The sequence below is a fragment of the Pseudomonas sp. GW821-FHT03E01 genome (assembly GCF_059420765.1).
The window spans coordinates 69,094-80,941 of sequence record NZ_JBWKUI010000016.1 but is presented as its reverse complement, the minus strand read 5'-3'; the positions used below and the strand labels follow the sequence as shown (position 1 = coordinate 80,941).

The following is an 11,848-nucleotide window of genomic DNA, read 5'->3' as shown; positions in this document are numbered from 1 at the left end:
TTTCAACGATTTTGCTCGGGGTTCCACTGCGCGTACCGCTGTCCACGCAGGAACTGCCACAGACCGATACTCATCCCGGCAAGGGTCACCAGAAAGAAGCCGGCGAGGCGAAAGGGTTTGGGCAAACGGTGTTGCACATCCAGCAGGCCGGCGATGGCCACCGCATAACCGAGCAGTTGCGCGACCAGGCTCAGGCGATAGAAGCCATGGACGTTCCACAGCCAGAAGTTGCTCAGCAACAACGGCAGTAACAGGATCGGTGCCAGGCGTCGAATCAGTTTGTGGCTGATCAGCGCAATCGCATACAAGCCATGGCGCCATGGGTTCAACAGTTCCCGGCGCTGGGCCAGGCTCTGCAAACCACCGACGGTGACGCGCAGACGACGGCGCCATTGTTTGTCGATCTCATCGACGCCCTGGTCGATCACCCGGGCTGTGGGCACATAGACAATGCGTTTGTGCGCCACCGGCGCGCAGGTACTGATAAAGAAATCATCGTTGACCTCCGACGGCACGTTCTGGAACAACTCGCGACGCAGGGCGAGCAGGGCGCCGTCGGCGGAGACCATGCAGCCGGTACGATTTTCCACCATGCGCAGCCAACCTTCGTAGTGCCGATAAAGGCTGTCGCCCAGGCTCAGGCCCTGGCCCGCCACCGGGATCAACATGTGCCCGGCGCAGGCCCCGACCTGTGGATCGGCCAGGGGCGCGAGCAATTGGCCGAGGGTGTCTGTCGACCATTGGTTGTCGGCATCGGTGAACACCAGAATCTCGCCCGTGCTCAGGGCAACGGCGGCATTCAAGGTGGCTGCCTTGCCCTGACGGGGCAGGTCGAGCACGCTGATGCGCGGGTCGATGACCTTGCGGGCGCAGGCCACGGTGTCGTCGGTGGAGCCGTCGCTGGCCAGAATGATCTGTAGCGAGCGCGCCTGATAATCCTGGGCGAGCAGGATGCGCAACTTTTCTTCGATGTACTGGGCCTCGTTGTGCGCGGCGATGACGATGCTCACGTTCATCGGCTGTGCCGGCCCATGACGCCGCGCGGGAAATAACGGTGCGAGCAGCGTCAGCAGCAGCGGGTAGCCGAACCAGGCGTACACCGGCAATAACAGGCACCACCAGAAAATGAATTCAGCCACGGGCGGGTCTCCTGGCATTCCAGCGACAAAGGCTCAGGATGAGCGCGGCACCCGCCAGGTGCAGACGCACCCAATGCAGGCCCCAGAGTTGCAGCATCAGGCGCAGGTCGCGGTGTATCAGGCTCTGGCGCAGACTTTGGGCGAGCGCTGGCAGGCTGGTGACGAACAGCATGAATAGCGCCAGTAGGGGGAAACCGTTGAGCAGGGCGGATAGCGCCATGAAATCCAACACCCAGGCGATGATCGACAGCATCGGGAAACGCAGTAAACGCAGATTCATGCCGTGGCTGCGCAGTAATTGCAGGTGACTGCCCTGACGCCAGAACTCCTTGCCCATCCATTCGCGCCAACTGCTCTCGTAACCCCAATGCAGGGCAACGCTCTGGTTGACGGCCAGCAGGCGTGCGCCAGAGTGGGAAAGGCGCATGGTGAAATCTTTGTCTTCGCCGGTGCGCAGGTTTTCGTTGAAGCCGCCGACCTTGTCGAACCATGGACGACGCATCAACAGGTTGGAACTGGGCAGCCATCGCACTGCTTTCATGGTTTCATCGTTCGGGCGCAACGTGCGGCGTTGCCAGGCATTGGCATACCACGGGGCTTCGGCCGGGGTGTGCAGGTCCAGTCCCAGGACGTCGACCTGAACCGCGTGTTGGATGCTCAACAACAGCGTGAGCCAGTCCTCGGGCATCTCGATATCGGCATCGATGAAGCCCAGCCATTCGCCTGTCGCCATCGCCGCCCCGCGATTGCGCAGGGCGCCGATCAGCAGCCCGGGCAGCACCAGCACCTGCGCCCCGAGCTGGCGAGCGATGTGCGGGCCCTGATCGTTGGAGCCGTTATCGACCACGATCAGCTCGCATTCCATCCCGGCAGCCTGCGCGGCTTTTTTCGCGGCAAGCAAGGTGCGGCCGATGTGTCTGGCCTCGTTGTACATCGGGATGGCAATGCTGATGCGGTTCATGCCCTGGCCTCCGTCGGCGGACGTTCTTCCGCCTTGAGGCGCAACACCCAGGTCAGGGCGAGCATGATCCACAGGTACTTGTGATTCGGTGCGCTGAGGAACATCAAAAACAGTGTCAACGACAGATAACTGATGCCCAGGTGGGTGATCAGGTCGGCCTGTTCCCAATCCCGTCGCAGCATCCAGGCTTGACGGGCGCGGACCAGGTTGTACATCCCAAGGCCGAGCATGCCGACGAACAACAGCCCGGCGGGAATCCCCAGTTCACTGAAGATTTCCATGTACGTGTTGTGAGCACGGCGGTACAAGTCGCCGGGTTTGCGGTTGGCGGAAAACACCTTGGCGTAACCGGAGGTGGCGTAGTGCAGCGGGAAGGTACCGGGGCCGGAGCCGAGTAACGGGTGTTCACGAATGATCTGGCTGCCGACCACAAGGTATGACGTGCGGCGGCCGAGGGATTCGTCCTGGCTTTTGGCGCCTTCTTTCAAGACGCTCAAGGACTGGATGCGCTTGAGGTAACCGGCCGGCATCGAATAAATCCCCACCGGGATCACGAGCGCAAGGCTGAGCATGGCAAAACCCAAGTGGCGCGGCCGGATGCGTGGCAACTGCGCGCGGTAGTGCCAGGCGCCGATCATCAAGCTCAGGAACAGGACTACCAGCCCGGAACGGGAATCGGTTTTGGTCATGCCGCCCAGCAGCAAAATGCAGCAGCCGCCCCAGAACAATCGGTGCAACAGGTTCGGGCCGCGGATCACCAGCAGCAGGGCCAACGGCACGGCGAAGGCGATCAGCAGGGCAAACGAATTCGCGTCTTCCAGCAGCCCGGCGGCACGGCCCTGGTCCTGATACTTGGTGGAGAACATGGCCAGCACAGAGGTTGCGGCGACGCTGAGGGTCACCAGCCGGGCGAACAGATCGAGGTTCAAATCACGGCCAATCAGCAAGGTGATCACAAACAGCACCAGGCCGACGCTCAAATCCCGTAGATGACTTTGGGACATGTCCATGCTGTCGGTATTGATCATACTCAACCCGTACAACACCATGAATCCGATCAGGTAGCGCCAGATGTTGCTGCGCAGGCGCTCGGACGGAATCTGGTGAATGGCCAGTTGCAACATCAGGACCAGTGCCAGTGACGCACCGATGAATTTGGTGCCCGACAGCGCGTTGCCCTTGAAGAAACCTTCGAACGGCACCAGCGCCGCGATGCCCAATAACCCCCAGGCGGGTTTTCGGTAGAGCACACCGACAGCGACCATGCCCAGTACCGCGCCGGGCGCCAGATAGGGGTAAGGGCTGGCCAGCAAACCGAGGCAGACCAGGGCGAGCAGACTGACGATCGAGAGCGGAAAGATCACGCGCGTGCCTCCCGTGCAGTACGGATATAAAGCTGCGACCAGCGTTCGGCCAAGGCCTTCAGGTCGTAACGGTCCTGTTGCGTACGTCTTGCGTTGTCGATCAGTTCGCGAGCCAGTACCGGCTCACTCAGCAGCGTGTCGAGCTGCCGGGCGAGGGCGACGCTGTCGGTGGGGGGCGCTAGCAGACCGTTGTGCCGATCCTCCAGCACATCGGGAATTCCGCCGACGCTGAATGCCACCACTGGCACTCCGGCCTGCATTGCTTCGAGCAAAATCATCGGCGTGCCCTCGGTGCGCGAGCTGATCACCAGCGCATCGAGTTGCGGCCACCAGCGGTTCATGTCGGTCTGGTAACCCGGCAGGGTGATGCGGTTGTGCAAGCCGGCGGCGGCAATTCGCGCCAGCAGGGTTTCCCGTTCCGGGCCATCGCCGAGCATCACCGCGTCCAGTTGCGGATGTCGCTGACACAGCGCAATCAGCGCATCGAGAAACAGGTCCGGGCCTTTTTCATGGGTCAGCCGACCGACGTAGCCCGCCAGCCAGCGTGGGTGTCTGGCGTTGTGGGGCAGCAGGCCGTTGGCGGTTGGCAGACCATTGGGAATCACTTGCAGCTTCTCCTTCCGAACACTGGCCTTGCGGTGCAGCGCTGCGATGCTTTCGGCCACGCACACCACCCGATTCACCGACGCGGTGCGGCACAGTTGCAGGCTCAGCCAGCCGTAGAAGCGTTGCTTGCGACTGCGCGGGGTGAAACCGTGCTGGGTAATCACCAATGGCAAGTCAAACAATGTCGCGCCGACCCAGCCAAACACCAGGCCTTTGAAATTGTGCGTATTGATCAGCGGATGTTCAGCCCGCCGATAACGTAAATGACCCAGCAATTGCCCCAGTCCCGCGAAAGCGCGGCAATCGACCCCGGCCTCGCGGAACCGGTCGATCAGGGCCGGCGGCGCATCCAGAAACAGCACCTGGTGGTGCCCTGGCGTCGCCAGGCAATGGTCCAGCAACATCCGCTCAGCGCCATAAAAGCCGCCGCTGCTGATCAAATGCATGATCGGCAGCGCGCTGGCGTTGAGCGGCCCGTTCAATGGCGCACCCAATACATGAAGCTAGGCACGGTCCAGTTCTTGTGCGGGTTGTTCGGCAGGACGTCCTGATCGTTGATCACCAACAGCACCGGCAAGCCCAGTTCATGGGTGATTTGCGCTGGATGTTTGAAGCTGTGATCGAAGAACTCACGCACGTAGACGAAGGCAATCGCCAGCAGCAGACCGGTCAGCATGCCGAACGGAATGATCAGCAGCGGTTTGGGAAACGCCACCTCGGACGGTTCGAACGGCGGGCTGAGCACCCGGGCGTTGGACAAATCGCTGTCCAGCGCGCGGGCGGTGCTGCTTTCGGCAAAGCGCTGGGCGTAGGTGGAGAACGCCGCGTGCAAGGCATTGATCTCGGTATCCATCTGCTGCAACTTGCTCTGCGCCACTTGCAACTGGTGGATACGGTTCTTGAACTCGGCGATGCGCGCGGTTTTCTGGTTGATCACCGAGGTGACAATCGCCAGGTCGCTGGTGCGTTCCTGAATCCGGTTGCTGACGATTTTCAGGAACTGCTGACGGGTGCGGGTAATTTGCTCACGGGCCAGCAGCATCGGTTCGCTGCCCGGCTGGAACACCGCCAGGTCATTCATGTAGCGACTGACTTGAGTCGTCAGTTGCTCACCGATCTGCCGGATCTCCCGGTCTTCGAAGGCAATGTTGTCCACCGTGGTGGTGAAGGTGAAGGGGAAGGTGTAGTCGTTGAGCCGAGAGGTATTGTTGGCCGCCGCCAGCGCGGTTTTCAGGTAGTCGAGCCAGCGCTGGCTTTGCAGCAAGCGATCCTGATACTGGTTCAGGTTCTCTTCCTCGGTGTTGATGGCGTTGAGGCGGAAGGTGATTTCTTCCTTCGGATCGGACGCACCGATCTTTTCGAGCAACGCCAGTCGAGTGCCTTCCAGGCCATCGAGCCGCACCTGATACTGCTTCTTCTTGGTTTCGTAGAAGCTCTGTGGCAGATCGATCGATTGCAGTTCCTGACGGCTGGCCAGGTAGTTTTGCAACATCGTTGCGACAAACCGGGTGCCTTGGGCCGGATCGCTTGAGCTGTAGATAATGGAAATCACGTTGGAGCCGGGCAGGGTGTCGATCTTCAGGTTATCGATGGCCTCCTGGGTGAAGGTATCCAGGGAGGTGTCCCGCACCGGATCGATTGCAAGCCCGAGCGCGCCGCGCACCGGGTTGATCACGTATTCACGCAAGGGGTTGGTCACGAAACGCTGGATCGGTACGGTCACCAGTTTGTTGAAGGCCCCGGGGTTGGGCGTGTATTCGCCTTTGGCCTGAAGGTCACTGATGGTCTGACGGATCAGGGCCGGCGAGCGCAGGATATTGCTCTCGGTTTCCATATCCGCCAGTGATGGCGGAATGAAAGAGGCATCGCCTTGGGTCAGGGATGTGGTGGCGTCGCCCTGAGAGAGTTTTTTGGACTGCACGAGCACCTGCGCGGTGATATCGAAGCTCTGTTTGAGCACCAGTGGCAGGAGCAGGGCGATCACTGCAAAGATCAGGAAGATTCGCTTCACCAACCGCTTGTTGGCGAAGAAGATCCTGAAGAACTCATGCAGGTAGTTTTCCTTTGGATTCATGATGGGTCACCTGAGAGTTAGTTGCTGCGGTTGCTGCCTTTGTTGTCGACGCGGTAGGCGAAACTGAAGCCCACCCCCTGAAACAGCACCACGTCCGCCAGCTGCCGTGCGAGCTCACCGGCGCTGGCCAGTTTGGTCTTGGGCACATAGAGCATGTCGTCCGGTTGCAGGTAAGCAATCTGCGACGCGTCACCGGACAAGGCTTTCTCCACGTCGTAGTGCACAGCCTGCACCTGGTTGCCGTTGCGGCGCATGATCACCACCGAATCGAGCCGGGCCTTGATGCTGGTGCCACGGGCCAGGGTCAACGCTTCGAGCACCGAGACCGGGCGGCGAATCGGGTAGGAGCCCGGCTGCCCGACTTCACCCAGCACATAGATTTCGTTGCCCGACGTGGATTTGAGCATGACGTCGACTGTCATCCGTCCCGGCAATTGCGCGTAGCGTTGATTGAGGAACGTTTCGAGCTGGTTGACGGTCATGCCTTGCAGCGGCACGGAGCCGATTTCCGGAAAACTCGCATAGCCGTCGTTGCCCACGGTGATCTCCCGGCTCATGCCGGTAGCGGGGTGGTTCAAGGCGCTCTTGAGGTTTTGCTCGTTGCTCAGCGGGCTGGTGACCTGCACGGTCAACTGGTTGCGATTGGGCTGGAACAGGGATTTGCGGTTATAGGCGCGCTGGATTTCCTCCCGGGCCTGGACCGAGGTCATCCCGGCGATTTTCACTGAGGTGTTGGCCCCCGGCAGTTCGATGGTGCCATCGGGCAGCACCAGTTGCGTGCCGTTGAGCTGGCTGGCCGCAGTGAAGTTCAGCGCGACCTGGTCGCCGGACTGAATGCGGTAAGCCTCCGAGCCACTGGTGCTGACGTGGAAGATCACGTCCAGCACGTCCTTGGGCCGCAAGGTCTGTTCGACCTTGGGCATATCGGTGGCCTGGGCGTTGGCCGGCTCGGCCGTGAGGATCTGCACCGGCATGTTCTGGGTTTCACTGGTGCTGGAGCAACCTGCAAGCGGTAGCAACAGCAGGACAAGCACTTTGGCATTCATGACTTCATCCTTCAGGTGGGTGCTTACAGGTTTTTGTAGAGCCATTTGGGCATGTAGTACTTGCGCCGGTTGAAGACGCTGCCCACCAGTTTCGCGCCGGCCTGGGTCAGGCGCTGGGCCGCGGCCTGGGCCACTTCCCAGCGGGTGTCTTCCGCGCGCACCACCATGATCACGCCGTCCACCAAAGTGCTGATGACCAGGGTGTCGACGGCCTCATACACCGCATCGCCGTCGATCACCACGAAGCGATACCGATCGCCCAGTTGCTCGAGCAACGGGCTCAGTTGTTCGCGGGTCAGGTGCTCGGTGCCGCGGATGTGCCGCCCGTTCGGCAGGATGTGGAAGGGCAGGCTGGAGACGGTCACCAGGCAGTCCTGCAGCAGCGGCGGGGAGTCGTTGAACAGCAGATCGCGAAAGCCGCGCTCTTTGCTCAACCCCAGCTGATGCGTGAGGTTGCTCGCCGACTGGCTGGCGTCCACCAGCAGCACTTGGCCGCTGCTCATTGACGCCAATTGGGTGGCCAGCGCCAGGGCACTGGTGGTGGTGCCCGTGCCTGCGTTGGCAGCGGTCAGAAAAAGGATCCGCAGATCCAGGTCGAGCACGGTCGAGGTCAGGTTGGACTCGCTCGGGCTGGCGATGGTCAGGCTGTTATTCGATGAACCGTCCATTTAACTCGCTCCGTGGCCGTTGAACACGATGAAGGGGGTTTTCAACAGAATCTTCAGATCAAGCAACAGGCTCTGCTCGGCGATGTACGTGAGGTCCAACTCAACGCGCTGGTCGAAGTCGATATTGCTGCGCCCGGAGATCTGCCACAGACCGGTCATGCCGGGGTAGATGCTCAGGCGTGCAAGGTGGCTGTCCTTGTAACGACGGGCATTGAACGAGGTGGGTCGTGGACCTACCAGGCGCATGTCGCCGCTCACCACATTGATCAGGTTGGGTAATTCATCGAGGCTGCTGCGCCGCAGGAAGCTGCCGATGGGGGTAATCCGCGGGTCGTTGTCGATCTTGAAGTCGATGGCGTCGGCGCCGTGCTTGTTCAGATGCCGCAGGGACTCCTTGAGCTCCTCGGCGTTGGCCACCATGGTGCGGAACTTGTACATGCCGAACATGCGGCCGCGGTAGCCGGTGCGTTGTTGCACGAACATCACCGGCCCCGGGCTGCTGAACTTGATCGCCAGTGCCAGCCCCAGCAGTACCGGGGAAATCAACAGCAAGATCACCAGTGCACCGAGGCAGGCGAGCACCCGATTGGTGCGCGACAGGGTCCAGGGCCGACCGCCGTTGCGGCCGGTCACCCAGCCGTGACCCTGCACGTGGATCGCCTTGTCGAGGCGCATCCGGTGCTCGGGATCCAGGCGGTTATCATGCTGCATGTGATCGAGCAACATGCCTTTTTCATGTCCAGTCATAGAGTCCTCCGCTAAAGCCCGGCCATGAATGGCGAGTGGGCGCTACGCAGTGGGTAGTAGTCACGGAACCAGGCGATGAATCGTCCGAGTCCTTCATCCAGCTCTATCCGTGGCTGGAAACCGGTGGCCAGTGCCAGATCGCTGGCATCGGCGCAGGTGTTGAGCACGTCGCCCGGTTGCAGGGGCAGCAACTCGACGAGGGCCTTTTGCCCCAGGTGCTTTTCCAGCAGTGCCAGGTAGTCCTTGAGCGCTACCGGCTGCTGTCCGCCAATGTTGTAAATGCACCATGGCGCCATGCTGCTGGCCGGGTCCGGTTGCTCGCGGCTCCAGTCCGGTGCCGGCTGCGGCGCGCGCTCGACCAGGCGGGCGATGCTCTCGATGATGTCGTCGATGTAGGTGAAATCCCGCTGGTGCTGGCCGTAGTTGAACAGCTTCAACGGCTGCCCTTCGGCAATCGCCCGGGCGAACTGGATCGGCGACATGTCGGGCCGGCCCCAGGGGCCGTACACGGTGAAAAAACGCAAACCGGTGCAGGGAATGCCGAACAGATGGCTGTAGCTGTGGGCCATCGACTCGTTGGCTTTTTTGGTCGCGGCGTACAGCGACAACGGATGGTCGACGTTGTCTTTGACTGAATATGGCGTGTGCTGGTTGGCGCCGTACACCGAACTGGACGAGGCATAGATCAAGTGCCTGACCGGGTGGTGACGGCAGCTTTCGAGAATGTTGAGGAACCCGCTCAGATTGCTGTCGAGGTAGGCCCGAGGATTTTCCAGGGAGTAACGCACCCCGGCCTGCGCCGCGAGGTGAATCACCACTTGCGGTTGTTCACACTCAAACAGTGCGTCGAGGGCCTCGGCATCGGCCAGGTCGACTTTCGCGAGGGGGAAATCGCCGACCTGCTCGCGTACCCAATCCACGCGGTCATGTTTGAGTTGCGGGTCGTAGTAGTCATTGAAGTTGTCCAGCCCGCACACCTGATGCCCGTCGCTCAAAAGCCGCAACACACAATGGGCACCAATGAAGCCGGCGGCTCCAGTGACGAGTATCTTCATGATCGTGGCGCCTCTGGAGCTGCCAATGCCGCAGCTTGGATGAGGCCGACGCAACACGTACCCAATACGTTCACGTCCATATTGGCGTGCCTCGTAAGACGGTGGATGTAACTGAAATGAGACTGTCAAAAGGGGTATAGCCCAGCCTTGGGAAAGCGTGTCAGCAAAATGACGGGTAGCGCGGGCTGGAAACCCTGATTTCATGGGCTATTTGGTATCAAGTGCTTGCCGTTGCTGGATTTGTCGCGGTTTTGAGGGGTTTCAAGAAAACGATAAACGGTCGAAAGGCCTGTATTACAAGGGTTACAGGCGTTTTGAAGCGTCAGATTTGAGTTAATGTTTTTTTGACGCTTTTGGCAAAAAACCGGCATTTCTTGCGCTTTCATGGCTCGGTGCTAGTGTCAGAAAATGGCTGATAATCATTGGTTTCCATTTGCCAATGGCAGCCATGGAGGTACTGCATCCACCATGATCCGATACTTCAAGGAACTGTTGCTGGTTCTGTATTTACTCAAAAGCTACGACTATTACCTCGATCGTCTCGAGGCATTGGGCATCGGTTTGCCGATGTTGCTGTATGGCGGGATGTTCGTTGTGCTGACGATCGCGCTGTTCATGACCGCCTATATTCGTCAGACACTGGTCCGTCATTTGTTTGCGTTGGCGCTGTTTGGCTCGGCGATTTTCTTTGACGTGTATACGCACGTGACCGCCAGTTACCTGACCTACAGCAGCTTTGTGTCGCTGGTGTATTCCGGTGGGTTCATTCAGGAAGCGGCTTACCAGTACCGCGATGCGATCATCAGTGCGACGGTCAGTGGCTTGTTGCTGCTGTTGGGTATCGGGCTCAAGCCGCGTCGACGGTTGCCGTTGCCGGGGGCGTTGTTGGCGGCGGCACCGGTGCTCGGCGTGCTGCTGCTCAGTGTCGTGCTGTTCGTGCGGGCCGGCGAGGGCGCCCGTGGCTTGCCGATCATGTACACGCCGTTGGCCTATCTGAATCTGTTTACCTATGAAGCGTTGCACAACACCGTCGGCCCGCGCGAGCCGGTGAGCCTGGCGCGCATCGATCGGCCGGTGGGTTACGACATCGTACTGATCATCGACGAGAGCATTTCCGGTAATTACCTGGACATCAACACGCCATTCGGTGTGCACAGCAACCTCAAGGAAGCACACCCGGGCGTGGACATCTTCAATTACGGCTACGCCGCGTCCATCGCCAATTGCAGCGCCGACACCAACGTCACGTTGCGCTATGGCGGCACCCGTGGCGATTACATGCGGATCAACACCACACTGCCGTCGATCTGGCAGTACGCGAAAAAAGCCGGGCTGCGCACGGTTTACATCGATGCCCAGCGCACGGGCGGCAACTTGCAGAATCTGATGAGCAATGCCGAGAAACAGGACATCGACGAGTTCGTGCAATTCGACCAGACCAGCGTGCGTGAGCGAGACATGGCTGCGGCGGCCAAGCTGATCGATCTGCTCAACGACGGCATACCGGAGCTGGTGGTGATCAACAAGGTCGGCGCGCATTTCCCGGTACACGACAAATACCCGGACGCGTTTATGGCGTATCGCCCGACCTTGCCTCGGGGGCAGTTTGTCGAGGTGGCGGACACGGGCACGCGCGAGGGTTTCAATGGGCAGCCGAACGATTGGGTGTTGTACCGCAATGCCTACAAAAACACGGTGCTGTGGAATGTCGGCGAGTTCTTCTCACGGGTTTTCGCCCAGGCGGATATGCGTAATGCGCTGATGATCTACACCTCGGACCACGGGCAGGATCTGCATGAGCGCGGTAACCCGGGGCTCAACACCCACTGTGGCAGTGACCCGGTGGAGGAAGAGGGGTTGGTGCCGTTGGTGGTGATCTCGGGCAGCGATTTGAAGACGATGGACTGGCAGGCGCAGTTGCCGGCCAACAAGGACCGCTCCAGTCACTACAACATCTTCCCGACGTTGTTGCAGTTGATGGGCTATGACCTGGCGGGGATCGAGGCGGTGTATGGCAAACCGTTGAGCGTGTCGACGGCGGATGACTTCACTTTCAACTATCGCTTCAATGCGCGGCTCGGTGCTGTGCCTGCGTGGAAGTACATCGATCTGAAGAGCATTGTGACGCCGGGGCCGGTGGTGCCGAGTGTGGCGGTGGGGCAGTGAGATTTTGATGAAATGGCCTGGC

The 11,848-nt window shown here is 60.3% G+C and carries 10 protein-coding genes; 1 reads left to right on the top strand and 9 read right to left on the bottom strand.

The genetic code is table 11. The features are described 5' to 3' along the window. Positions 1-2 precede the first annotated feature (2 nt). Genes AC07VO_RS25045 through AC07VO_RS25005 form a run of 9 tightly spaced genes read right to left on the bottom strand, consistent with a single transcriptional unit; the run spans position 3 to position 9,660 of the window. The gene (locus tag AC07VO_RS25045; protein WP_086944964.1) at positions 3-1,139 is read right to left on the bottom strand and encodes a glycosyltransferase; all 1,137 of its coding nucleotides are present in this window, start codon (positions 1,137-1,139) and stop codon (positions 3-5) included. Further along, positions 1,132-2,100: a glycosyltransferase family 2 protein gene (locus AC07VO_RS25040; protein WP_018925572.1), complete on the bottom strand. Its 969-nt coding sequence runs from the start codon at positions 2,098-2,100 to the stop codon at positions 1,132-1,134. The genes AC07VO_RS25045 and AC07VO_RS25040 overlap by 8 nt, the downstream gene beginning before the upstream one ends. Next, complete coding sequence (locus AC07VO_RS25035) at positions 2,097-3,464, bottom strand: O-antigen ligase family protein (RefSeq protein ID WP_019648516.1); 1,368 nt, start codon at positions 3,462-3,464, stop codon at positions 2,097-2,099. Before AC07VO_RS25035 ends, AC07VO_RS25040 begins: the two co-directional genes overlap by 4 nt. Then, complete coding sequence (locus AC07VO_RS25030) at positions 3,461-4,516, bottom strand: glycosyltransferase family 4 protein (protein WP_086945149.1); 1,056 nt, start codon at positions 4,514-4,516, stop codon at positions 3,461-3,463. The genes AC07VO_RS25035 and AC07VO_RS25030 overlap by 4 nt, the downstream gene beginning before the upstream one ends. Positions 4,517-4,548: 32 nt before the next feature. Then, positions 4,549-6,144 (bottom strand): GumC family protein, encoded by a 1,596-nt coding sequence (locus tag AC07VO_RS25025; protein WP_018925575.1) that lies wholly within the window; start codon positions 6,142-6,144, stop codon positions 4,549-4,551. Positions 6,145-6,161: 17 nt separating this feature from the next. Further along, positions 6,162-7,190 (bottom strand): polysaccharide biosynthesis/export family protein, encoded by a 1,029-nt coding sequence (locus tag AC07VO_RS25020; RefSeq protein WP_086944963.1) that lies wholly within the window; start codon positions 7,188-7,190, stop codon positions 6,162-6,164. A 23-nt stretch (positions 7,191-7,213) separates the two neighbouring features. After that, positions 7,214-7,858 (bottom strand): CpsD/CapB family tyrosine-protein kinase, encoded by a 645-nt coding sequence (locus AC07VO_RS25015; RefSeq protein WP_064618731.1) that lies wholly within the window; start codon positions 7,856-7,858, stop codon positions 7,214-7,216. Further along, positions 7,859-8,605: a sugar transferase gene (locus AC07VO_RS25010; protein ID WP_018925578.1), complete on the bottom strand. Its 747-nt coding sequence runs from the start codon at positions 8,603-8,605 to the stop codon at positions 7,859-7,861. It lies immediately after the preceding gene. Between the two features lie 11 nt (positions 8,606-8,616). Beyond that, positions 8,617-9,660, bottom strand: a complete 1,044-nt coding sequence (locus tag AC07VO_RS25005; protein WP_086944962.1) for an NAD-dependent epimerase — start codon at positions 9,658-9,660, stop codon at positions 8,617-8,619. A gap of 468 nt (positions 9,661-10,128) precedes the next feature. Here AC07VO_RS25005 and AC07VO_RS25000 point away from each other — a divergent pair, with 468 nt between their 5' ends. Then, on the top strand, positions 10,129-11,826 hold the full coding sequence (locus AC07VO_RS25000; protein ID WP_018925580.1) for a sulfatase-like hydrolase/transferase: 1,698 nt from the start codon (positions 10,129-10,131) through the stop codon (positions 11,824-11,826). The last annotated feature ends 22 nt before the right edge of the window (positions 11,827-11,848 follow it).

Coding starts and splice junctions, on each gene's coding strand:
- AC07VO_RS25025 (WP_018925575.1), bottom strand. CDS start 6,144: ATGAATCCAAAGGAAAACTACCTGCATGAGTTCTTCAGGATCTTCTTC.
- AC07VO_RS25020 (WP_086944963.1), bottom strand. CDS start 7,190: ATGAATGCCAAAGTGCTTGTCCTGCTGTTGCTACCGCTTGCAGGTTGC.
- AC07VO_RS25040 (WP_018925572.1), bottom strand. CDS start 2,100: ATGAACCGCATCAGCATTGCCATCCCGATGTACAACGAGGCCAGACAC.
- AC07VO_RS25030 (WP_086945149.1), bottom strand. CDS start 4,516: ATGCATTTGATCAGCAGCGGCGGCTTTTATGGCGCTGAGCGGATGTTG.
- AC07VO_RS25000 (WP_018925580.1), top strand. CDS start 10,129: ATGATCCGATACTTCAAGGAACTGTTGCTGGTTCTGTATTTACTCAAA.
- AC07VO_RS25005 (WP_086944962.1), bottom strand. CDS start 9,660: ATGAAGATACTCGTCACTGGAGCCGCCGGCTTCATTGGTGCCCATTGT.
- AC07VO_RS25010 (WP_018925578.1), bottom strand. CDS start 8,605: ATGACTGGACATGAAAAAGGCATGTTGCTCGATCACATGCAGCATGAT.
- AC07VO_RS25015 (WP_064618731.1), bottom strand. CDS start 7,858: ATGGACGGTTCATCGAATAACAGCCTGACCATCGCCAGCCCGAGCGAG.